General features: G+C 69.9%; 19 protein-coding genes. 17 read left to right on the top strand and 2 right to left on the bottom strand.

The genetic code is table 11. From position 1 onward, the window contains the following. Window positions 1–130: 130 nt before the first annotated feature. Window positions 131–742, bottom strand: a complete 612-nt coding sequence (locus tag SSQG_RS10035; RefSeq protein ID WP_208865632.1) for a beta-class carbonic anhydrase — start codon at window positions 740–742, stop codon at window positions 131–133. Between the two features lie 306 nt (window positions 743–1,048). On the opposite strand from SSQG_RS10035, the gene rsmH reads away from it, so the two are divergent. From rsmH to SSQG_RS09955, 17 genes are all read left to right on the top strand, one after another. Beyond that, window positions 1,049–2,005 (top strand): 16S rRNA (cytosine(1402)-N(4))-methyltransferase RsmH, encoded by a 957-nt coding sequence (gene rsmH, locus SSQG_RS10030; protein WP_003989627.1) that lies wholly within the window; start codon window positions 1,049–1,051, stop codon window positions 2,003–2,005. A gap of 53 nt (window positions 2,006–2,058) precedes the next feature. After that, window positions 2,059–2,508: a hypothetical protein gene (locus SSQG_RS10025; RefSeq protein ID WP_003989626.1), complete on the top strand. Its 450-nt coding sequence runs from the start codon at window positions 2,059–2,061 to the stop codon at window positions 2,506–2,508. Between the two features lie 69 nt (window positions 2,509–2,577). Beyond that, the gene (locus tag SSQG_RS43950) at window positions 2,578–2,772 is read left to right on the top strand and encodes a hypothetical protein (RefSeq protein ID WP_425314987.1); all 195 of its coding nucleotides are present in this window, start codon (window positions 2,578–2,580) and stop codon (window positions 2,770–2,772) included. A gap of 5 nt (window positions 2,773–2,777) precedes the next feature. Then, on the top strand, window positions 2,778–4,541 hold the full coding sequence (locus tag SSQG_RS10020; protein WP_425314986.1) for a peptidoglycan D,D-transpeptidase FtsI family protein: 1,764 nt from the start codon (window positions 2,778–2,780) through the stop codon (window positions 4,539–4,541). A 181-nt stretch (window positions 4,542–4,722) separates the two neighbouring features. After that, window positions 4,723–6,243, top strand: coding sequence for a UDP-N-acetylmuramoyl-L-alanyl-D-glutamate--2,6-diaminopimelate ligase (locus tag SSQG_RS10015; RefSeq protein ID WP_003989624.1), 1,521 nt, complete (start codon window positions 4,723–4,725; stop codon window positions 6,241–6,243). A 28-nt stretch (window positions 6,244–6,271) separates the two neighbouring features. Beyond that, a complete protein-coding gene (locus SSQG_RS10010) occupies window positions 6,272–7,687 on the top strand; it encodes a UDP-N-acetylmuramoyl-tripeptide--D-alanyl-D-alanine ligase (protein ID WP_003989623.1) in 1,416 nt (471 codons plus the stop codon). Continuing rightward, window positions 7,687–8,778 carry a phospho-N-acetylmuramoyl-pentapeptide-transferase gene (gene mraY, locus SSQG_RS10005; protein WP_003989622.1) on the top strand — a complete coding sequence of 364 codons (1,092 nt, stop codon included), beginning with the start codon at window positions 7,687–7,689 and terminating at the stop codon, window positions 8,776–8,778. The genes SSQG_RS10010 and mraY overlap by 1 nt, the downstream gene beginning before the upstream one ends. Continuing rightward, entirely contained in the window at window positions 8,760–10,202 is a 1,443-nt protein-coding gene (gene murD, locus SSQG_RS10000) for a UDP-N-acetylmuramoyl-L-alanine--D-glutamate ligase (protein ID WP_208865631.1), read from the top strand. The genes mraY and murD overlap by 19 nt, the downstream gene beginning before the upstream one ends. Window positions 10,203–10,337: 135 nt before the next feature. Continuing rightward, the gene (gene ftsW / locus SSQG_RS09995) at window positions 10,338–11,702 is read left to right on the top strand and encodes a putative lipid II flippase FtsW (protein WP_003989620.1); all 1,365 of its coding nucleotides are present in this window, start codon (window positions 10,338–10,340) and stop codon (window positions 11,700–11,702) included. 6 nt (window positions 11,703–11,708) lie between these two features. Next, window positions 11,709–12,806 (top strand): undecaprenyldiphospho-muramoylpentapeptide beta-N-acetylglucosaminyltransferase, encoded by a 1,098-nt coding sequence (murG, locus tag SSQG_RS09990; RefSeq protein WP_003989619.1) that lies wholly within the window; start codon window positions 11,709–11,711, stop codon window positions 12,804–12,806. A gap of 25 nt (window positions 12,807–12,831) precedes the next feature. After that, complete coding sequence (locus tag SSQG_RS09985) at window positions 12,832–13,626, top strand: cell division protein FtsQ/DivIB (protein WP_003989618.1); 795 nt, start codon at window positions 12,832–12,834, stop codon at window positions 13,624–13,626. A gap of 288 nt (window positions 13,627–13,914) precedes the next feature. After that, entirely contained in the window at window positions 13,915–15,108 is a 1,194-nt protein-coding gene (ftsZ, locus tag SSQG_RS09980; protein WP_003989617.1) for a cell division protein FtsZ, read from the top strand. A 10-nt stretch (window positions 15,109–15,118) separates the two neighbouring features. Next, window positions 15,119–15,850, top strand: a complete 732-nt coding sequence (gene pgeF / locus SSQG_RS09975; RefSeq protein ID WP_003989616.1) for a peptidoglycan editing factor PgeF — start codon at window positions 15,119–15,121, stop codon at window positions 15,848–15,850. Between the two features lie 6 nt (window positions 15,851–15,856). Continuing rightward, complete coding sequence (locus SSQG_RS09970) at window positions 15,857–16,576, top strand: YggS family pyridoxal phosphate-dependent enzyme (protein WP_003989615.1); 720 nt, start codon at window positions 15,857–15,859, stop codon at window positions 16,574–16,576. A 127-nt stretch (window positions 16,577–16,703) separates the two neighbouring features. Then, entirely contained in the window at window positions 16,704–17,345 is a 642-nt protein-coding gene (locus tag SSQG_RS09965; protein WP_003989614.1) for a cell division protein SepF, read from the top strand. A gap of 60 nt (window positions 17,346–17,405) precedes the next feature. Further along, on the top strand, window positions 17,406–17,693 hold the full coding sequence (locus SSQG_RS09960) for a YggT family protein (RefSeq protein WP_003989613.1): 288 nt from the start codon (window positions 17,406–17,408) through the stop codon (window positions 17,691–17,693). A gap of 55 nt (window positions 17,694–17,748) precedes the next feature. Next, window positions 17,749–18,876 (top strand): DivIVA domain-containing protein, encoded by a 1,128-nt coding sequence (locus tag SSQG_RS09955; RefSeq protein ID WP_003989612.1) that lies wholly within the window; start codon window positions 17,749–17,751, stop codon window positions 18,874–18,876. A gap of 194 nt (window positions 18,877–19,070) precedes the next feature. On the opposite strand, the gene ileS is transcribed toward SSQG_RS09955, so the two are convergent. Next, entirely contained in the window at window positions 19,071–22,214 is a 3,144-nt protein-coding gene (gene ileS, locus SSQG_RS09950; protein WP_003989611.1) for an isoleucine--tRNA ligase, read from the bottom strand. Between the last annotated feature and the right edge of the window lie 174 nt (window positions 22,215–22,388).

Below are 22,388 nucleotides of genomic sequence, written 5' to 3'. Positions count from 1 at the left end.
GATTCGTGTCACTCGACTGTGGACAACTGACCGCGATATGTCGGTCTTGCGGCCTTTCGAACGTGTGACTGACAGACTTTCGACAGCTACAGCAGGTGGCCTTCCGGGGTGGGCGGGCCCGGCGCCCAGGTCAGGAGGCGGGGTCGACCTCGCGCAGAAGGCCCGTCCGCACGTCGAAGACGAATCCGCGGACGTCGTCGGTGTGCTGCAGGAACGGCGAGGTACGCACCCGCTGCATCGACTGTCGCACGTCCTGGTCGACATCGCTGAAGGACTCGACGGCCCAGGCCGGACGCTGTCCCACCTCCAGCTCCAGCTCGGTACGGAAGTCCTCGGTGAGCGATTCCAGGCCGCATCCCGTGTGGTGGATGAGCACGACGCTGCGCGTCCCGAGCTTGCGCTGGCTGATGGTCAGCGAGCGGATCACGTCGTCGGTGACGACACCGCCCGCGTTGCGGATGGTGTGGCAGTCGCCGAGCTCCAGGCCGAGTGCGGCGTGCAGGTCGAGGCGGGCGTCCATGCAGGCCACGACGGCGACGCGCAGAACGGGTCGGGCGTCCATGCCGGGATCGGTGAAGGCTGCCGCGTAGCGCTGGTTCGCCTCCACGAGCCGGTCGGTGACGGTGCCGCCGGTGGTCGCGCCGTCGGGGTCAGTGGGAACCGATGCAGAAGTCGTCATATCCATGACGGTACTGGTCACGAGTGTTCTCGGCCTGCTGTGAGAGGGGACAAAGAACGTCATCGGGCGTTGTAGTGAGGTAACCCACAAGGGGGCTGTGCCGACCGTCGCGACGCGCAGGCCGGTTGATTGACCGGCAGACAGGGTGGACTAAAGTGACGCGAAGCGGGAGGCGAGACCCCTCGCTGGATTGTTCTTCCCGGAGACCCGGCGACGCCCGGAGTTCTCCCCACGTGCGCGGCGCGTACGTACGGCTCGGCCTCCTCCCGCTCCCGGTCGGCTGACGCTTCCGGCGCCGGCAGGCCTCCCCTTCACGAGCGGGCGGGGACCCGGCGGTGCGTACGGCCGCGCCGGATCTGAGAGGGCCCCTTGAGCCAGAGTCGACACGTCCCGGTGATGCTCCAGCGGTGCCTGGACCTGCTGGCACCCGCGCTGGAGGGTCCGGGCCCGGTGGTCGTCGACTGCACCCTCGGCCTCGGCGGCCACAGCGAGGCGCTCCTCGAGAGGTTCCCCGAGGCCCGGCTCGTCGCCCTCGACCGCGACAAGGAGGCACTGCGCCTGGCGGGCGAGCGGCTCGCGCCCTACGGCGAGCGCGCCACCCTCGTCCACGCGGTGTACGACGAACTCCCCGAGGTGCTGGACAAGCTCGGCATCCGGCGCGTTCAGGGCGTGCTGTTCGACCTCGGTGTCTCCTCCATGCAGCTCGACGAGGCCGACCGCGGCTTCGCCTACGCGCAGGACGCGCCGCTCGACATGCGCATGGACCAGACGACCGGCGTCAGCGCCGCCGAGGTCCTCAACACCTACCCGCCGGGCGAACTCGTGCGCATCCTGCGCGCGTACGGCGAGGAGAAGCAGGCCAAGCGGATCGTGGCCGCGATCGTGCGGGAGCGGGAGAAGGAGCCGTTCAGCAACAGCGCGCGACTGGTCGAGCTGATCCGGGACGCGCTGCCGCAGGCCGCCAAGCGCACCGGCGGCAACCCGGCCAAGCGTACGTTCCAGGCCCTGCGTATCGAGGTCAACGGCGAACTCGCCGTCCTGGAACGGGCCGTCCCGGCCGCCGTGGAGGCACTCGACGTGGGCGGGCGGATCGCGGTGCTGTCGTACCACTCGCTGGAGGACCGGCTGGTCAAGCAGGTGTTCGCGGCGGGCGCCGCCACCACCGCGCCGCCCGGCCTGCCCGTCGTGCCCGAGCGGTACCAGCCCCGGCTCAAGCTGCTCACGCGTGGTGCCGAACTCCCCACCGAGGAGGAGATCGCCGAGAACCGGCGCGCGGCACCGGCGCGGCTGCGCGGGGCGCAGCGCATCAGGGAGTCCGTCGAATGAGGGCCGTGAGCCACGTGCAGGGCGGGCAGGTGTCCAAGACCGAGGGAGCGTGAGTGAGCAGTAAACCCGAACTGAAGGGGAGGGCGGCACGTCTCGCGCGGCTCTTCCCGACCGGCCCCGGGCAGGCGGCCCGCACGCCCTTCGTCTTCCTGGTGGTCCTCCTGCTCGGCGGCGGGCTCATCTGCCTCCTGGTGCTGAACTCGGCCCTCAGCGAAGGCGCGTTCAAGCTCGACGACCTCCAGCGCGAGACCAAGAGCCTCACCGACGAGGAGCAGGCCCTCCAGCGGGACATCGACGCCTACTCCGCTCCCGAGGCACTCCAGCGCCGCGCCGGTGAACTCGGCATGGTCCCCGGCGGCGACCCCGCCTTCCTCGACCCCGACGGCACCGTCAAGGGCGTCCCCAGCGCCGCCCCGGGCGTCTCGCTGACCACCGCGCACATCCCCCTGGTGCTCGCCCCCGAGGCCATGACCAACGGCCCCGCCCCGGCTCCCGGCATGTGACGGACGTGGATGACCCACCACGCCAGGCGGACCGCTCCGACCCCGACCCCCGGCAGGTGACGGAAGTGGATGACCACCACGGCAGGCAACCCCCGCGCCGCCGCGTACCCGGCCCCGCGAGGCCCGTCCGCCCCGACGGGCGACGCCGGCCCGGACCCGGTGCCCGGCCCGCACGGCGCCCGGCGCAGGGACGACCCGGGGCGCCCCGGCCCCTCCGGCTCGGCAGCCCCCGGCCCCGGCTGCGCCTGGTCGGGCTCGCGCTGACGCTGGTGCTGATCGCCTTCGTTGTACGGCTCTTCCAGGTGCAGGCCGTCGACGCGAGCACCTACGCCGCCAAGGCCGAGCAGAACCGGTACGTCGGGCAGGTGCTCGCCGCGGACCGGGGCGAGATCACCGACCGGTCCGGCGTGGCCCTCGCGACCAGCGAGGACGCCTACGACATCACGGCCGACCCCACGATGTTCGCCCCCGACATGCTGAAGATCGGGGACGGGCCCGAGCAGGCGGCCGCGCTGCTCGCGCCGATCCTCGGCCAGGACCAGGAGACGCTGGTCAAGAAGCTGCGGCCGAAGAACACCGCCCTGCGGTACGTCAAACTGGCCTCCCGGCAGACCCCGCAGGTCTGGAAGCAGATCAAGGACCTGAAGTCCGCGCTCGCCAAGAAGGCGGAGACGGACAAGTCCACGCACAACGTCCTCTCGGGCGTCTTCTCCGTGGCCACCAGCAAGCGTGTGTACCCGAACGGCGATCTCGCCGCCGGGATACTGGGCTGGGTCAACGGCGAGGGCAAGCCGGGCGGCGGCATCGAGCTGCAGCTGAACAAGCAGCTCGCCGGCAAGGACGGCAAGATCCGCTACGCCCAGTCCGGCGGCCGGCTCGTGCCCACCGCGGGCTCCACCGAGACGCCCGCCGTGCCCGGCAGCGACGTCGAGCTCACCATCGACCGCGACATCCAGTGGGCCGCCCAGAAGGCCATCACCGACCAGGTGCGGGAGTCCGCGGCCGACCGCGGCTACGTCATCGTCCAGGACACCCGCACCGGTCAGATCCTGGCGATGGCCAACTCGCCCGGCTTCGACCCGAACGACCTGTCCGACGCCGACCCGGCCGCCCTCGGCAACGCCGCCGTCCAGGACGCCTTCGAACCCGGCTCCACCGCCAAGGTCATGTCGATGGCCGCCGTCCTGGAGGAGAACGCCGCCACCCCGATGACCCACGTCGTCGTGCCCAACCGGCTGCACCGCGGCGACCGGCTCTTCAAGGACGACATCGACCACCCGACCTGGTACCTGACCCTCAACGGCGTCCTCGCCAAGTCCAGCAACATCGGCACCATCCTCGCCACCGGCCAGCTCGGCACGACCCAGGCCCAGGCCAACCAGGTCCTCTACCGCTACCTGCGCGCGTTCGGCCTCGGCAGCGAGAGCGGCCTCGGCTTCCCCGGCGAGACCAAGGGCATCCTGGCCCCGCCGGACAAGTGGTCGACCTCGCAGCAGTACACGATCCCTTTCGGCCAGGGTGTCTCGCTCAACGCCATGCAGGCGGCGTCCGTGTACTCGACCATCGCCAACGGCGGCGTCCGCGTCGAACCCACCCTCGTCCGCGGCACCACGGGCTCCGACGGCCGTTTCACCCCGGCCCCCAAGCCCGGGAAGAAGCGGATCGTCAGTGCGAAGACGGCGAAGACGCTCGCCCGGATGCTGGAGTCCGTCGTGGACGACGAGGAGGGCACCGGCACCAAGGCGCGCATCCCCGGCTACCGCGTGGCGGGCAAGACGGGCACGGCGAACCGCGTGGATCCGGCCACCGGCAAGTACCACGGCTACACCTCGTCGTTCGCCGGGTTCGCGCCCGCCGACCAACCCCGCATCACCGTCTACTGCGCCATCCAGAACGCCACCAGCGGCAGCTACTTCGGCGGCCAGATCTGCGGCCCCGTCTACAAGCGGGTCATGGAGTTCGCGCTGAAGTCCCTCCAGGTCCCGCCGACCGGGGCCAAGCCCGCGAAGCTGCCGGTCACCTTCGGCCGCTGATCGGCCACAGCCCCCGATCAGCACGGAACCAGCCAGGAACCACCTCGTGACAACGATCACCCCCGACCCCGGGAACCAGAGCGCTGCCCGCCCCTCACTTCGCCCGGAGGCGGGTACGCCCGGTACGCTCACCGCCGTGCCACACGCTGATCAGTCCCAAACCACCCAGAAGGGCCATCCCGTGACATACCCCGGGCCGCCCAGGCCGGTACAGGTCTCCGCCACACCCCTCGCGGAGCTCGCCGATCAGCTGGGCTCTTCCGCGCCGGAGAGTGCCGCCGAGGTCACGGGCATCACCCATGACTCCCGTGCCGTGCGCCCCGGCGACCTGTACGCCGCCCTCCCGGGCGCCCGGCTGCACGGCGCCGACTTCGTCAACCAGGCCGCGGGCCTCGGCGCCGCCGCCGTGCTGACCGACCCGACCGGTGCCGAGCGCGCCGCCGCGTCCGGACTTCCGGTCCTGGTCGTCGACGACCCGCGTGCGCGGATGGGCGAGCTGGCCGCCACGATCTACGGCCACCCCGGCCGGGACCTGCTCCAGATCGGGATCACCGGCACCTCCGGCAAGACCACCACCGCCTACCTGGTCGAGGGCGGCCTGAAGACGGTCAGGTCCACCGGCCTGATCGGCACGGTCGAGATGCGCATCGGCGACGAACGCATCAAGTCCGAGCGCACCACCCCCGAAGCCACCGACCTCCAGGCCCTGTTCGCCGTCATGCGCGAACGCGGGGTGGAGGCGGTCGCCATGGAGGTCTCCAGCCACGCCCTGGTGCTCGGCCGCGTCGACGGCTGCGTCTTCGACATCGGCGTCTTCACCAACCTCAGCCCGGAACACATGGAGTTCCACTCGGGCATGGAGGACTACTTCCAGGCCAAGGCGCAGCTGTTCACGCCGAAACGCGGCAAGCTGGGCGTGGTCAACGTCGACGACGAGTACGGGCGCAGGCTGGTGAACGAGGCCACCGTCCCGGTCGTCACGTACTCCGCCGAGGGCCACCCCGACGCCGACTGGCGCGCCGAGGACGTCGAGGTCGGCCAGCTGGACTCGACGTTCACCGTCGTCGGCCCCAAGGGCGAGCGGATCAGCGCCAAGTCGCCGCTGCCGGGGCCCTTCAACGTGGCCAACACCCTGGCCGCGATCGTCGCCCTCGCCGTCGCCGGTCTCGACCCGCAGGCCGCCGCCGACGGCGTGGCCGCCGTACCCGGGGTGCCGGGCCGCCTGGAGCGCGTGGACGCCGGGCAGCCGTACCTCGCGGTCGTCGACTACGCCCACAAGACCGACGCCGTCGAGTCCGTGCTGCGGGCCCTGCGCAAGGTCACCGAGGGCAAGCTGCACATCGTCCTCGGCTGCGGCGGTGACCGGGACACGACCAAGCGCGAGCCCATGGGCGCCGCCGCGGCCCGGCTCGCCGACACCGCCGTACTGACCTCCGACAACCCCCGCTCCGAGGATCCCCTCGCGATCCTCGCCACGATGCTCCAGGGCGCGGCCTCCGTGCCCGCGTACGAGCGCGGCGAGGTGCAGGTCTTCGAGGACCGGGCCGCCGCGATCGCCGCCGCCGTCGCCCGCGCCGAGCCCGGCGACACCGTCCTGGTCGCGGGCAAGGGCCACGAGCAGGGCCAGGACATCGCCGGGGTGGTCCGTCCCTTCGACGACCGCCAGGTGCTTCGCGAAGCCATCCAGAAGACCCAGGGATGAAATCCCGCATGATCCAGGGGATGAACTTGTGATCGCCCTCTCCCTCGCCGAGATCGCAGAAGTCGTCGGCGGGCAGACACACGACATACCGGATCCGTCCGTCCAGGTCACCGGCCCGGTCGTCCGGGACTCCCGCGAGGCGGGGCCGGGCAGCCTGTTCGTCGCCTTCGCCGGTGAGCGCGTGGACGGCCACGACTTCGCGGCGGCGGTCGTCGGGGCGGGAGCGGTGGCCGTGCTCGGCACCCGGCCCGTCGGTGTGCCCGCCATCGTCGTGGACGACGTCCAGACGGCCCTCGGCGCCCTCGCGCGGCACGTCGTACGACGGCTCGGTGCCACCCTCGTCGCCCTCACCGGCTCGGCGGGCAAGACCAGCACCAAGGACCTCATCGCGCAGGTACTCCAGCGCAAGGCCCCGACGGTGTTCACGCCCGGCTCGCTCAACAACGAGATCGGACTGCCGCTGACCGCGCTCAGCGCCACCGAGGAGACCCGCTTCCTGGTCCTGGAGATGGGCGCCCGCGGCATCGGGCACATCCGCTACCTCGCCGGGCTGACGCCCCCCAAGATCGGCCTCGTCCTCAACGTCGGCAGCGCCCACATCGGCGAGTTCGGCGGCCGGGAGCAGATCGCCCAGGCCAAGGGCGAACTCGTCGAGGCCCTGCCGTCCGAGGCCGAGGGCGGCACCGCGATCCTCAACGCGGACGACCCCTACGTACGGGCCATGGCCTCCCGAACGAAGGCGAAGGTGATCCTTTTCGGAGAGTCCGGCGAAGCGGACGTCTCCGCCGAGAACGTGCGACTCACGGACACCGGACAGCCCGCTTTCAGGCTTCACACACCCTCCGGTGCAAGCGATGTGACCATGCGCCTGTACGGTGAGCACCACGTGTCGAACGCGCTCGCCGCGGCCGCCGTCGCCCACGAGTTGGGCATGTCCGCAGACGAGATCGCCGTTGCGCTCTCCGAGGCGGGCTCCCTCTCCCGCTGGCGGATGGAGGTCACCGAGCGCCCGGACGGCGTGACGGTCGTCAACGACGCCTACAACGCGAACCCCGAGTCCATGCGAGCCGCTCTGCGCGCGCTCGCGGCGATGGGCAAGGGGCGGCGGACGTGGGCGGTGCTCGGCAAGATGGCCGAGCTCGGGGACGAGGCTCTCGCCGAGCACGACGCGGTCGGACGGCTTGCCGTCCGGCTCAACGTCAGCAAGCTCGTCGCGGTCGGTGGCAGGGAAGCCGCCTGGCTGCAACTGGGCGCATATAACGAGGGTTCGTGGGGTGAGGAGTCGGTGCACGTGTCCGACGCACAGGCGGCGGTCGACCTGTTGCGCAGCGAGTTGCGCCCGGGAGACGTCGTACTCGTGAAGGCGTCCCGTTCGGTCGGCCTCGAAGGCGTGGCGCAGGCGCTGCTCGAGTCCGGTGCCGAGGGTGAGGTTTCCGCCCGATGATGAAGCAGATCCTGTTCGCAGGAGTCATTGGTCTCTTCCTCACACTGATCGGCACCCCGCTGCTGATCAAGCTGCTCGCCCGCAAGGGCTACGGCCAGTACATCCGCGACGACGGCCCGCGCGAGCACGCCAGCAAGCGCGGCACGCCGACCATGGGCGGTATCGCCTTCATCCTGGCGACGGTCGCCGCGTACTTCCTGGCCAAGGTCATCACGGGTTATCTGGACCCGGAGGCCGACGCGGCGCCGACCTTCTCAGGACTGCTGGTGCTCGGCCTGATGGTCGGCATGGGCCTGGTCGGTTTCCTCGACGACTACATCAAGATCGTCAAGCGGCGTTCGCTGGGTCTGCGGGCCAAGGCGAAGATGGCCGGCCAGCTGATCGTCGGCATCGGCTTCGCGGTGCTGTCGCTGCAGTTCGCGGACAACCGCGGCAACACCCCGGCCTCCACGAAGCTGTCCTTCATCACGGACTTCGGCTGGACCATCGGACCCGTGCTCTTCGTGGTCTGGGCGCTGTTCATGATCCTCGCGATGTCGAACGGCGTGAACCTGACCGACGGTCTGGACGGTCTGGCCACCGGCGCCTCGGTGCTGGTCTTCGGCGCCTACACCTTCATCGGCGTCTGGCAGTTCCAGGAGTCCTGCGCCAACGCGCAGACCCTGACCAACCCGGGCGCGTGCTACGAGGTGAGAGATCCGCTCGACCTCGCGGTGGTCGCCTCGGCGCTGATGGGCGCCTGCCTCGGCTTCCTGTGGTGGAACACCTCGCCGGCCAAGATCTTCATGGGTGACACCGGTTCGCTGGCGCTCGGCGGTGTGCTCGCCGGCCTCGCGATCTGCTCCCGCACCGAGCTGCTGATGGCCATCCTCGGCGGTCTCTTCGTCCTGATCACCATGTCCGTGGTGATCCAGGTCGGTTCCTTCCGCCTCACCGGCAAGCGCGTCTTCCGGATGGCACCACTCCAGCACCACTTCGAACTCAAGGGCTGGTCCGAAGTTCTTGTCGTGGTCCGCTTCTGGATCATTCAGGGCATTTGTGTGATCGTCGGACTTGGACTCTTCTACGCAGGATGGGCAGCGGACAAGTGACCTCCTCGGAGCCCTACGAGTTTCAGGGCAAGCACGTCACCGTCGCCGGGCTCGGCGTCTCCGGCGTCCCGGCGGCCAAGGTGCTGCACGGCCGCGGCGCGATCGTCACGGTCGTCAACGACGGCGCCGACGAGCGCGCGCGGGCGCAGGCGGACGAGCTGGAGGCGCTCGGCATCACCGTGCGCCTCGGTGACGGCGACACCCTGCCCGAGGGCTCCGAACTGATCGTCACCGCGCCCGGCTGGAAGCCGGACAAGCCGCTGTTCGCGGCGGCGGACCGAGCGGGCGTCCCCGTCTGGGGCGACGTCGAACTGGCCTGGCGCCTGCGCGGCCCCGACGCCGCCCCCTGGCTGGCCGTCACGGGCACCAACGGCAAGACCACCACCGTCCAGATGCTGGCGTCGATCCTGACGGCGGCCGGGCTGCGCACCGCCGCCGTCGGCAACATCGGCGTCTCCCTGCTGGACGCGGTGCTCGGCGAGGAGCCGTACGACGTCCTGGCGGTGGAGCTGTCCAGCTACCAGCTGCACTGGGCGCCGTCGCTGCGCGCCCACTCCGCGGCGGTGCTCAACCTCGCCCCCGACCACCTCGACTGGCACGGCTCCATGGAGGCGTACGCCGCCGACAAGGGCCGGATCTACGAGGGCAATCGCGTCGCCTGCGTCTACAACGTCGCCGACAAGGCCACCGAGGACCTGGTCCGTGAGGCCGACGTCGAGGAGGGCTGCCGGGCGATCGGCTTCACCCTCGGCACGCCCGCGCCCTCCCAACTCGGCATCGTGGAGGGCATCCTGGTCGACCGCGCCTTCGTCGAGAACCGGCAGAAGAACGCCCAGGAGCTCGCCGAGGTCGCGGACGTCGACCCGCCGGCCCCGCACAACATCGCCAACGCCCTCGCGGCGGCGGCCCTCGCACGCGCCTTCGGCGTACCCGCCCAGGCCGTACGGGACGGCCTGCGGGCCTTCACCCCGGACGCCCACCGCATCGCGCACGTGGCCGACGTGGACGGGGTCGCGTACGTCGACGACTCCAAGGCCACCAACACGCACGCGGCGGAAGCCTCGTTGGCGGCGTACGAGTCGATCGTGTGGATCGCGGGCGGGCTGGCGAAGGGCGCGACCTTCGACGAACTGGTCGCCAAGTCGGCGCCTCGGCTGCGCGGGGCCGTGCTGATCGGCGCGGACCGCGAGCTCATCCGCGAAGCGCTGGCGCGACACGCCCCGGAAGTACCCGTCGTCGACCTCGACCGGACCGACACTGGGGCGATGCGCGCGGCGGTTCAGGAGGCGCGCAGGCTCGCTCGCACCGGTGACACGGTACTGCTGGCTCCCGCCTGTGCCTCCATGGACATGTTCGCCAACTACAACAAGCGCGGGGACGCTTTCGCGGACGCCGTTCGTGAACTCGGCTCCGCCGAGGGCTGACCCGGGTCCGCCTTGCCCGGCGGCGGTGCCGGGCGAACCTGGGAGGGACGCGTGAGACGGATGTGGCTGGTGCCCGAGCGGCCGGGGGACGTCCGCCGCACAACGTTCCCCACCGGCACGGAGAGGTGAGCGGCGATGCCCACCAGCCGTACCGGACGGCCTCCGGCTCCACGCGTTCCCAAGCGCCCCGCCGCGACCCGGCTCCCGCGCCAGACCGGCGTCCTCGCCTTCTACCACCGTGCGCGCAGGGGCTGGGACCGGCCACTGACCGCCTACTACCTCATCTTCGGCGGCAGTCTGCTGATCACCGTGCTGGGGCTGGTGATGGTCTACTCGGCCTCGCAGATCACCGCGCTCCAGATGTCGCTGCCGGGCTCGTACTTCTTCCGCAAGCAGCTCCTCGCGGCGGTCATCGGCGCCGGTCTGCTGTTCGCGGCCTCCCGGATGCCGGTGCGGCTGCACCGGGCACTGGCCTACCCGATCCTCGCGGGCGCCGTCTTCCTCATGATCCTGGTCCAGATCCCGGGGATAGGAGTGTCGGTCAACGGCAACCAGAACTGGATCTCGCTCGGCGGCTCCTTCCAGATCCAGCCCAGTGAGTTCGGCAAGCTGGCCCTCGTCCTGTGGGGCGCCGACCTGCTCGCCCGCAAGCAGGACAAGAGGCTGCTGACCCAGTGGAAGCACATGCTCGTGCCGCTGGTGCCGGCCGCCTTCATGCTGCTCGGCCTGATCATGATCGGCGGCGACATGGGCACCGCGATCATCCTCACAGCCATCCTCTTCGGCCTGCTCTGGCTGGCCGGCGCGCCCACGCGGCTGTTCGCCGGGGTCCTGTCGGTCGCCGCCGTGCTCGGCCTGATCCTCATCAAGACCAGCGCCAACCGCATGGCCCGCCTCCAGTGCCTCGGCGCCACCGAACCCCAGTCGGGCCCCGTCGACTGCTGGCAGGCCGTGCACGGGATCTACGCCCTCGCCTCCGGCGGAATCTTCGGTTCCGGGCTGGGCGCGAGTGTGGAGAAATGGGGCCAACTCCCCGAAGCCCACACCGACTTCATCTTCGCCGTCACAGGTGAGGAACTGGGCCTGGCGGGGACGCTGTCGGTACTCGCCCTCTTCGCGGCTCTAGGCTATGCGGGTATCCGCGTGGCCGGACGCACGGAGGACCCCTTCGTCAGGTACGCCGCGGGAGGCGTGACCACCTGGATCACGGCCCAGGCCGTGATCAACATCGGTGCGGTGCTCGGTCTGCTGCCGATCGCCGGTGTCCCCCTCCCGCTGTTCTCCTACGGAGGATCCGCCCTGCTGCCGACCATGTTCGCCATCGGGTTGCTGATCGCCTTCGCGCGCGACGAGCCCGCTGCGCGGGCGGCGCTTGCGATGCGGCAACCCCGCTTTGGTAGAAAGCGGGGGGCTGGGGGCACCGGTTCCAAACGGAGTCCCCGGAGATGGAACACGATGCGACGGCGTGCCTCGGTGGCGCGCTCGTCCGGAGAGCGGTGAATTTCGGTGCATGTCGTACTCGCCGGCGGAGGAACCGCGGGCCACATCGAGCCCGCGCTCGCCCTCGCGGACGCCCTGCGCAGGCAGGATCCGAGCGTGGGCATCACGGCCCTGGGCACGGAGCGCGGCCTCGAGACACGTCTCGTACCCGAGCGTGGGTACGAACTCGCGCTGATCCCCGCCGTGCCGCTGCCGCGCAAGCCCACCCCCGAGCTGATCACCGTCCCGGGCCGGCTGCGCGGCACCATCAAGGCGACCGAGCAGATCCTGGAGCGCACCAAGGCGGACGCGGTGGTCGGCTTCGGCGGTTACGTCGCCCTGCCCGGTTACCTCGCGGCCAAGCGCCTGGGCGTGCCGATCGTCATCCACGAGGCCAACGCCCGCCCGGGCCTGGCCAACAAGATCGGCTCGCGGTACGCCAGCCAGGTCGCCGTCTCCACGCCCGACAGCAAGCTGCGGAACTCCCGTTACATCGGCATCCCGCTGCGCCGCTCCATCGCCACCCTGGACCGGGCCGCCGTACGCCCTGAGGCCCGGGCCGCGTTCGGCCTGGACCCGAACCTGCCCACGCTGCTGGTCACCGGCGGCTCCCAGGGCGCCCGCCGCCTGAACGAGGTCGTCCAGCAGGTCGCGCCCTGGCTCCAGCAGGCCGGAATCCAGATCCTGCACGCGGTCGGCCCGAAGAACGAACTGCCGCAGGTTCACCAGATGCCGGGAATGCCCCCTTACGTCCCGGTAAGTTATCTGGACCGGATGGACCTCGCGTACGCCGCGGCCGACATGATGCTCTGCCGCGCGGGCGCGATGACCGTCGCCGAACTCTCCGCCGTCGGGCTTCCGGCCGCCTACGTCCCGCTGCCCATCGGCAACGGCGAACAGCGGCTCAACGCCCAGCCGGTGGTCAAGGCCGGCGGCGGTCTGCTGGTCGACGACGCGGAGCTGACCCCCGAGTGGGTGCAGCAGAACGTACTCCCCGTGCTCGCCGACCCGCACCGGCTGTACCAGATGTCCCGCAGCGCCGCCGAGTTCGGCCGCCGGGACGCCGACGACCTGCTCGTCGGCATGGTGTACGAGGCGATCGCCGCCAGTCGTGCACAGCGCTAGCACTGTATGACGGAAGGCAGGGAGCGTGGCCGGATCGACCACCGCCGAGCGCGGTGAACGCAAGCAGGAGTCGTCCGGCCCGCCGCCCCGTCTGCGGTCGAGGCGGGCCCGGCTTCGTGTGATCGTCATTCTGGGTCTCGTCCTGGTCTTCCTCGGTTTCCCGACGGTCTGGCTCTTCTGGGGCTCCGCCTGGCTGCGTGCCGAGAAGGTCTCGGTGTCCGGTACACGGGTCCTGACGCCGGCTCAGGTCAGGGCGGCCGCCGAGGTTCCCCTCGGGAAGCCGTTGATTTCCGTCGACGCCGATGCGATCGAGACGCGACTGCGCCGGAAATTGCCCCGGATCGACTCGGTTGACGTGGTCCGTTCCTGGCCCCACGGAATCGGGCTGAAAGTGGTCGAGCGGACTCCGGTTCTGATTGTGCAAAAGGGCGGAAAGTTCGTCGAAGTGGACGATGAAGGTGTCCGTTTCGCCACGGTTTCCGAGGCGCCGAAAGGCGTGCCCGCACTGGAATTGTCACTGTCCCGGTCCAGCTCCGCCGCCGCCGGCCTGCGTCGCTTCGGCGAGTCCCGGCTGGTGCGCGAGGCGGTGGTCGTCGCCCGCGCCGTTCCGGCCGCCGTCGCGCGCGGCACACGAACCGTCAAGGTCCGTTCCTACGACGACATCTCGCTGGAGCTGGCGGACGGCCGCACGATCGGCTGGGGGAGCAGCGAGAAGGGCGCCGCGAAGGCCCGCACGCTCACCGCCCTGATGAAAGCCTCGCCCGGTGCGCGGTACTTCGACGTGAGTGTTCCCACCGCGCCTGCGTCATCAGGGAGTTGACGCACATCCGCGCAGGCCAGCACCCTGGTTGGGCAGTGCTACGGCTGATCACATAGGGTGAAAAGAAAAACGGGAGGTTCGGCGTGTTCGTTGAACGTGCGCCACTTGTCGACTTAGTGTCCTGTTCAGAAGACTCCAAGGAACAGACACACTGGTAACCCTAAACTTCAGGCTTAGGGTTCGGGTCGGCGATACGGACCGTCCCATTCGGCATCAGTCGTCGGGTCGCGGGGCGCAGCGCGTCACAGTGATTCGGCGACACGTAACTCGAGGCGAGAGGCCTTCGACGTGGCAGCACCGCAGAACTACCTCGCAGTCATCAAAGTCATCGGTGTCGGCGGCGGTGGTGTCAATGCCATCAACCGGATGATCGAGGTCGGTCTCAAGGGCGTCGAGTTCATCGCCATCAACACCGACGCGCAAGCTCTGTTGATGAGCGACGCCGACGTCAAGCTGGACGTCGGCCGTGAACTCACCCGCGGACTCGGCGCCGGAGCCAACCCGGCCGTGGGCCGGAAGGCCGCCGAGGACCACCGCGAGGAGATCGAGGAGGTCCTCAAGGGGGCCGACATGGTCTTCGTGACAGCCGGTGAAGGCGGCGGCACCGGCACCGGCGGCGCGCCCGTCGTGGCCAACATCGCCCGCTCGCTCGGTGCCCTCACCATCGGTGTGGTCACGCGCCCGTTCACCTTCGAGGGGCGGCGCCGCGCGAACCAGGCCGAGGACGGCATCGCCGAACTCCGTGAAGAGGTCGACACCCTCATCGTCATCCCGAACGACCGGCTGCTGTCCATCTCGGACCGCCAGGTCTCGGTGCTCGACGCCTTCAAGTCGGCCGACCAGGTCCTCCTCTCTGGTGTCCAGGGCATCACCGACCTCATCACCACCCCGGGCCTCATCAACCTCGACTTCGCCGACGTCAAGTCGGTCATGTCCGAGGCCGGCTCGGCCTTGATGGGCATCGGCTCGGCCCGCGGCGACGACCGCGCGGTGGCCGCGGCCGAGATGGCGATCTCCTCGCCGCTGCTGGAGGCGTCCATCGACGGTGCCCGCGGTGTGCTGCTCTCCATCTCCGGCGGCTCGGACCTCGGTCTGTTCGAGATCAACGAGGCCGCCCAGCTGGTGAGCGAGGCCGCCCACCCCGAGGCCAACATCATCTTCGGCGCGGTGATCGACGACGCTCTGGGCGACGAGGTCCGGGTCACCGTGATCGCGGCCGGCTTCGACGGCGGCCAGCCGCCCGCCAAGCGGGACACCGTCCTCGGCTCGTCCTCCGCCAAGCGCGACGAGCCTGCCCCGGCGCGGCAGACCGAGAGCCGCCCGTCCTTCGGATCGCTCGGCAGCGTGACCCCGAAGGAGGACCCGGAGCCCGCTCCGGAGCCGGTCAGCGACATCCCGGTCGCCCCGCCGGTCCCGCCGGCGCCGCGGACCTACTCGGACAGTGCGGCCGAGGAACTGGACGTACCGGACTTCCTTAAGTGATTCTCCTGACGTGATAGGACAGCGCGAAAGCGTGAGCGGCGCGCACTTCGGCTTCACCGACCGGTGGGGCGGAGTGAGCGCCGCTCCGTATGAGGAGCTCAACCTCGGCGGAGCGGTCGGCGACGATCCCGACGCCGTACGAACCAACCGCGACCTCGCCGCCAAGTCCCTGGGCGCCGATCCGGACCGGGTGGTCTGGATGAACCAGGTGCACGGGGCCGACGTGGCGGTGGTGGACGGGCCGTGGGGATCTTCGTCCGAGATCCCCTCGGTCGACGCGATCGTCACCGTGCGGCGGGGCCTCGCCCTCGCCGTGCTCACCGCCGACTGCGTGCCGGTGCTGCTCGCCGATCCCGTGGCCGGGATCGTCGCGGCGGCCCACGCGGGCCGGCCCGGCATGATCGCCGGCGTCGTCCCGGCCGCGCTACGCGCGATGACGGAGCTGGGCGCCGAGCCCTCCCGGATCGTCGCCCGCACCGGACCCAGCGTCTGCGGCCGGTGTTACGAAGTGCCGGAGGCGATGCGCGCCGAGGTGGCCGCCGTCGAGCCGGCGGCGTACGCCGAGACGAGTTGGGGCACGCCGGCCGTGGACGTGAGCGCCGGAGTGCACGCCCAGCTCGAACGGCTCGGGGTGCGCGACCGGGAGCAGTCGCCGGTGTGCACGCTGGAGTCGGGCGATCACTTCTCGTACCGCCGCGACCGCACCACCGGTCGGCTCGCGGGCTATGTGTGGTTGGACTGATGGGGCATGACGGACCGTAAGGACGAACTCGCCGCGAATCTGGCGAAAGTGGAACGGCGTATCGCCGACGCGTGCACCGCCGCGGGGCGGGAACGCGACGAGGTGACGCTGATCGTGGTCACCAAGACCTACCCCGCGAGCGATGTGCGGATCCTGTCGGAACTCGGCGTCCGCCACGTCGCCGAGAACCGTGACCAGGACGCGGCCCCCAAGGCCGCCGCCTGTATGGATCTGCCCCTTACTTGGCATTTTGTCGGTCAACTCCAGACCAACAAGGTGCGATCCGTGGTCGGTTACGCGGACTTCGTGCAGTCTGTCGATCGTTCCAAGCTCGTCACAGCTCTGTCGAAGGAGGCCGTCCGGACCGGGCGCGAGCTGGGGTGTCTCATCCAGGTCGCACTCGACGCCGGTGAGAGCGGCCGGGGCGAGCGGGGCGGTCTGGCGCCCGAAGGCATCGGCGAGTTGGCCGGTCTCGTCGCCGAGGCGCCGGGGCTTCGGCTCGCTGGACTGATGACCGTCGCGCCGCTCACCGGAGAGTACGCGGGGCGCGAACAGGCCGCGTTCGGGCGATTGCTGGATTTGTCGACTGACCTGCGCAGGAGTCATCCGACTGCCACCATGGTCTCGGCGGGGATGAGTGCGGACCTCGAACAGGCCGTGGCGGCCGGAGCGACACATGTACGCGTCGGCAGCGCGGTACTCGGAGTCCGCCCCAGGCTCCGGTAACGTCGCCAGGAAGTCGGACCACAGCAGAAAATATGGTCATTGCCGCCGTTAGGCGGACAAAGGCCTCGTGGATCGCGGGCACTTGGCAGTCGTCAGCCGATCCACCACAGAGCGGAGGACTCAGAGCATGGCCGGCGCGATGCGCAAGATGGCGGTCTACCTCGGCCTCGTGGAGGACGATGGGTACGACGGCCGCGGATTCGACCCCGACGACGACTTCGAACCCGAACTCGACCCTGAACCCGAGCGGGATCACCGACGGCACGAGCCGTCCCATCAGCCACATATCTCACATCAGCCCCAAAGGGACGAAGAGGTACGAGTCGTACAACCGTCCCCTCCTCGTGAGCCGGTCGCTCGTTCCGCTTCGCTACCCGCGGAATCCGGCCGCCCGGCGCGCATCGCGCCCGTGGCATCCATCACACAAGAACGCGCAAGTCTGGAGAAGAACGCACCGGTGATCATGCCCAAGGTCGTGTCCGAACGAGAGCCTTACCGGATCACCACGCTTCACCCGCGGACCTACAACGAGGCCCGTACCATCGGGGAACACTTCCGTGAAGGCACTCCGGTGATCATGAATCTGACTGAGATGGACGACACAGATGCGAAGCGACTTGTCGACTTTGCGGCCGGTTTGGTGTTTGGTCTTCACGGCAGTATCGAGCGGGTGACGCAGAAGGTGTTCCTGTTGTCGCCTGCTAACGTCGATGTCACGGCGGAGGACAAGGCCCGCATCGCAGAGGGCGGGTTCTTCAACCAGAGCTGAGACACACCATCGGAAACAGCAGCAACAAGCAGGGCACAGGGGAGAGGGAAGCAAGAGATCATGAGCGTGGTTCTGGATGTCGTCTACATCGCGCTGATGTGCTTCCTCATCGTGCTCATCTTCCGGCTGGTCATGGACTACGTCTTCCAGTTCGCCCGCTCATGGCAACCCGGCAAGGCGATGGTGGTCGTTCTTGAGTCCACTTACACTGTCACGGATCCACCGCTCAAGCTTCTGCGGCGGGTCATCCCGCCGCTGCGTCTCGGGGGCGTGGCGCTCGACCTGTCCTTCTTCGTTCTGATGATCATCGTCTACATCCTGATCACACTCGTGCGGAACGCGATGTGAGCGATGTGACAGATACGGTCTTGCCGACTGCCGACGACTACGTTGAGGTGAAGAGATGCCGTTGACCCCCGAGGACGTGCGGAACAAGCAGTTCACGACCGTCCGCCTCCGAGAAGGCTATGACGAGGACGAGGTCGATGCCTTCCTCGATGAGGTCGAAGCCGAACTGACCCGCCTGCTCCGCGAGAACGAGGACCTGCGCGCCAAACTGGCCGCGGCCACGCGCGCTGCTGCGCAGAATCAGCAGAACATGCGCAAGCCTCCGGAGCAGCAGGATCAGCAGCAGCCCCCGCAGCAGCAGGGGATGCGCGGTCCCGGTGGTCCTGTACCCGCCGGCATATCGGGCCCGCCGCAGCAGCAGATGGGTGGCCCCATGGGTGGTCCGCCCCAGCTGCCGAGCGGTGCCCCGCAGCTGCCCGCCGGTCCCGGCGGTCAGGGTGGTCCGCAGGGTCCCGGTCCGATGGGCCAGGGTCCGGGCGGTCCGGGCCCGATGGGCCAGCCCCCCATGCAGCAGCAGATGGGTGGTCCGATGGGCGGCCCCATGGGCGGTCCGATGGGCGGCCCCGGTCAGGGAGGCCCCGGTGGCGACAGCGCCGCCCGTGTCCTCTCGCTGGCCCAGCAGACCGCCGACCAGGCGATCGCCGAGGCCCGTTCCGAAGCCAACAAGATCGTCGGCGAGGCGCGTTCGCGTGCCGAGGGTCTGGAGCGTGACGCCCGAGCCAAGGCCGACGCCCTGGAGCGGGACGCGCAGGAGAAGCACCGCGTCGCGATGGGCTCCCTGGAGTCCGCTCGCGCCACGCTGGAGCGCAAGGTCGAGGACCTGCGCGGCTTCGAGCGCGAGTACCGCACGCGCCTGAAGTCGTACCTGGAGTCGCAGCTGCGTCAGCTGGAGACCCAGGCCGACGACTCGCTGGCCCCGCCGCGGACTCCGGCTGCCGCGTCCCTCCCGCCGTCCCCGGCGCCTTCCATGGCTCCGGCCGGCGCGAGCGCCCCGTCCTACGGTGGTGGCAACCAGACGATGGGCGGCGGCCCGTCGCCGTCCGGTCCGTCCTACGGCGGTCAGCAGCAGATGTCGCCGGCGATGACCCAGCCGATGGCGCCGGTGCGTCCGCAGGGCCCCTCGCCGATGGGTCAGGCGCCCTCGCCCATGCGGGGCTTCCTGATCGACGAGGACGACAACTGACGGCCTGATGGCCAGTAGTACGGCGTAGACATCGGCAGCGTTCAGGGCGGGGCCCCGGGTTCACACCCGGGGCCCCGCCTTTTGCCACGTGTTGCTACGTGCGTTCGTGCGTACGCAACGCCGAAGGCCCGGACCCACCAAGATCTTTGGCGGGTCCGGGCCTTCGCGATCCGTCGGGCCGGTCGGCCCGGGGGCTACGCCTTGCGCAGGCGGAAGGTGAGCGTCAGGCCCTCGTCCGTGAAGGGGGCGCCGTAGCTGTCATCCGCCTCGCCGGGCACGAAGTCCGTCGCCAGGACCTCGTCGGCGATCAGACCCGCGTGCTCGGTCAGGGCCTCGGTGACGGCCTGGTCGGTCGCCGTCCAGCGCAGTGCGATGCGGTCGGCCACGTCGAGACCGCTGTTCTTGCGGGCCTCCTGGATCAGGCGGATCGCGTCACGGGCCAGACCGGCGCGGCGGAGCTCCTCCGTGATCTCCAGGTCCAGGGCGACCGTCGCGCCGGAGTCCGAGGCCACCGACCAGCCCTCGCGCGGGGTCTCGGTGATGATGACCTCGTCGGGAGCCAGCGTGATCGTCTCGCCGTCGACCTCGACCGACGCCGTGCCCTCGCGCAGGGCGAGCGAGAGGGCGGCCGCGTCGGCGTTCGCTACGGCCTTGGCCACGTCCTGGACGCGCTTGCCGAACCGCTTGCCCAGCGCGCGGAAGTTGGCCTTCGCGGTGGTGTCCACCAGGGAACCGCCGACCTCGCTGAGGGTGGCGAGCGACTCGACGTTCAGCTCCTCCGTGATCTGCGTGCGCAGTTCGGAGTGGAGCGCGTCGAAGCCCGACGCGGCGATCAGCGCGCGGGACAGCGGCTGACGCGTCTTGACGCCCGACTCCGCGCGCGTGGCACGGCCCAGTTCCACCAGCCGGCGCACCAGCACCATCTGCTTGGACAGCTCCGGGTCGATGGCGGTGAGGTCCGCCTCCGGCCAGGACGACAGGTGGACCGACTCGGGAGCGCCCGGGGTGACAGGAACGATCAGGTCCTGCCAGACCCGCTCGGTGATGAACGGGGTCAGCGGGGACATCAGCTGCGTCACCGTCTCGACGACCTCGTGCAGGGTACGCAGAGCCGCCTTGTCGCCCTGCCAGAAGCGGCGGCGCGAGCGGCGCACGTACCAGTTCGACAGGTCGTCGACGAACGCGGACAGCAGCTTGCCGGCGCGCTGGGTGTCGTAGGCGTCCAGGGACTTGGTGACCTGGTCGGTGAGCGCGTGCAGCTCGGACAGCAGCCAGCGGTCCAGGACCGGCCGGTCGGCCGGGGCCGGGTCGGCCGCGGACGGGGCCCAGCCGGACGTACGGGCGTACAGGGCCTGGAAGGCGACCGTGTTCCAGTACGTGAGGAGCGTCTTGCGGACGACCTCCTGGATGGTGCCGTGACCGACGCGGCGGGCCGCCCAGGGGGAACCGCCGGCCGCCATGAACCAGCGCACCGCGTCCGCGCCGTGCTGGTCCATCAGCGGGATGGGCTCCAGGGTGTTGCCCAGGTGCTTGGACATCTTGCGGCCGTCCTCGGCGAGGATGTGGCCGAGACAGACCACGTTCTCGTAGGACGACTTGTCGAAGACCAGGGTGCCGACCGCCATCAGCGTGTAGAACCAGCCGCGCGTCTGGTCGATGGCCTCGCAGATGAACTGCGCCGGGTAGCGGGTGTCGAAGAGTTCCTTGTTCTTGTACGGGTAGCCCCACTGCGCGAACGGCATCGAACCCGAGTCGTACCAGGCGTCGATGACCTCCGGCACGCGCGTGGCCGTGCTGCCGCAGCCGTCCTGCGGGCAGGCGAAGGTGACCTCGTCGATGAACGGGCGGTGCGGGTCCAGGCCCGACTGGTCGGTGCCGGTGAGCTCGGTGAGCTCCGCGAGGGAGCCGACGCAGGTGAGGTGGTCCTCGGCGCAGCGCCAGATCGGCAGCGGCGTGCCCCAGTAGCGGTTGCGGGACAGCGCCCAGTCGATGTTGTTGTTCAGCCAGTCGCCGTACCGGCCGTGCTTGACCGTGTCCGGGAACCAGTTGGTGTTCTCGTTCTCCGCGAGGAGGCGGTCCTTGATCGCGGTGGTGCGGATGTACCAGGACGGCTGCGCGTAGTAGAGGAGCGCGGTGTGGCAGCGCCAGCAGTGCGGGTAGCTGTGCTCGTACGGGATGTGCTTGAAGAGCAGGCCGCGGCCGTCGAGGTCCTCGGTGAGCTTCTCGTCCGCCTTCTTGAAGAAGACACCGCCGACGAGGGGGACGTCCTCCTCGAAGGTGCCGTCCGGGCGGACCGGGTTCACGACCGGCAGGCCGTAGGAGCGGCAGACCTTGAGGTCGTCCTCACCGAAGGCGGGGGACTGGTGGACCAGACCGGTGCCGTCCTCGGTGGTGACGTACTCGGCGTTGACCACGAAGTGGGCCTCGGCCGGGAACTCGACCAGCTCGAACGGGCGCTGGTACGTCCAGCGCTCCATCTCGGCGCCCGTGAAGGACTGGCCGGTGGTCTCCCAGCCCTCGCCGAGGGCCTTGCCGACGAGCGGCTCGGCGACGACCAGCTTCTCCTCACCGTTCGTCGCGACGACGTAGGTGACCTCGGGGTGGGCGGCCACGGCCGTGTTGGAGACCAGGGTCCAGGGCGTGGTCGTCCACACCAGGAGGGCGGCCTCGCCGGCCAGCGGGCCGGAGGTGAGCGGGAAGCGGACGAACACGGACGGGTCGACGACCGTCTCGTAGCCCTGCGCCAGCTCGTGGTCCGACAGGCCCGTGCCGCAGCGGGGGCACCAGGGGGCGACGCGGTGGTCCTGGACCAGCAGGCCCTTGCCGAAGATCTCCTTGAGCGACCACCAGACCGACTCGATGTACTCGGGGTCCATGGTGCGGTAGGGGTCGTGGAGGTCGGTCCAGAACCCCATGCGGGTGGTGAGCTCTTCGAAGGCGTTGGTGTGACGGGTCACCGACTCACGGCACTTCGCGTTGAACTCGGCGATGCCGTATTCCTCGATGTCCTGCTTGCCGGAGAAGCCGAGCTCCTTCTCGACGGCCAGCTCCACCGGGAGGCCGTGGCAGTCCCAGCCCGCCTTGCGGGCCACGTGGTAGCCGCGCATGGTGCGGAAGCGGGGGAAGACGTCCTTGAAGACGCGGGCCTCGATGTGGTGGGCGCCGGGCATGCCGTTGGCGGTGGGCGGGCCCTCGTAGTAGACCCACTCCGGGCGGCCCTCGGACTGCTCCAGGCTCTTGGAGAAGATCTTCTGCTCGTCCCAGAAGGCGAGCACCGCGTGCTCTAGGGCGGGCAGGTCGACCTGGGCGGGTACCTGGCGGTACGTCGGCGATGTCATCAGCGGGCTTCCTCCGGCGGACTTGCTGCCTTCCGTCCGGAGGGACGAGAGCTGAGTCTGTGCCTGCGCCGCCTTCGGCGCGCTCCCGCGGTACCACCCTCCTTGGCCCTCCGGCGCGGGGTGTGCGTCGGCGAGCCCCCTCATTGGGGTCGCGATGCCGGTTCTACTGGCCAC

This window comes from Streptomyces viridochromogenes DSM 40736 (assembly GCF_000158955.1).
Lineage (GTDB): Bacteria > Actinomycetota > Actinomycetes > Streptomycetales > Streptomycetaceae > Streptomyces > Streptomyces venetus.
The sequence above is the reverse complement of the archived record's forward strand: the minus strand, read 5'-3'. Positions and strand labels throughout refer to the sequence as shown.

Coding starts and splice junctions, on each gene's coding strand:
- SSQG_RS10035 (WP_208865632.1), bottom strand. CDS start 742: ATGACGTTCTTTGTCCCCTCTCACAGCAGGCCGAGAACACTCGTGACC.
- SSQG_RS43950 (WP_425314987.1), top strand. CDS start 2,578: ATGACCACCACGGCAGGCAACCCCCGCGCCGCCGCGTACCCGGCCCCG.
- mraY (WP_003989622.1), top strand. CDS start 7,687: ATGAAGCAGATCCTGTTCGCAGGAGTCATTGGTCTCTTCCTCACACTG.
- murD (WP_208865631.1), top strand. CDS start 8,760: ATGGGCAGCGGACAAGTGACCTCCTCGGAGCCCTACGAGTTTCAGGGC.
- ftsW (WP_003989620.1), top strand. CDS start 10,338: ATGCCCACCAGCCGTACCGGACGGCCTCCGGCTCCACGCGTTCCCAAG.
- SSQG_RS09970 (WP_003989615.1), top strand. CDS start 15,857: ATGACGGACCGTAAGGACGAACTCGCCGCGAATCTGGCGAAAGTGGAA.
- SSQG_RS09965 (WP_003989614.1), top strand. CDS start 16,704: ATGGCCGGCGCGATGCGCAAGATGGCGGTCTACCTCGGCCTCGTGGAG.
- SSQG_RS09960 (WP_003989613.1), top strand. CDS start 17,406: ATGAGCGTGGTTCTGGATGTCGTCTACATCGCGCTGATGTGCTTCCTC.
- SSQG_RS09955 (WP_003989612.1), top strand. CDS start 17,749: ATGCCGTTGACCCCCGAGGACGTGCGGAACAAGCAGTTCACGACCGTC.
- ileS (WP_003989611.1), bottom strand. CDS start 22,214: ATGACATCGCCGACGTACCGCCAGGTACCCGCCCAGGTCGACCTGCCC.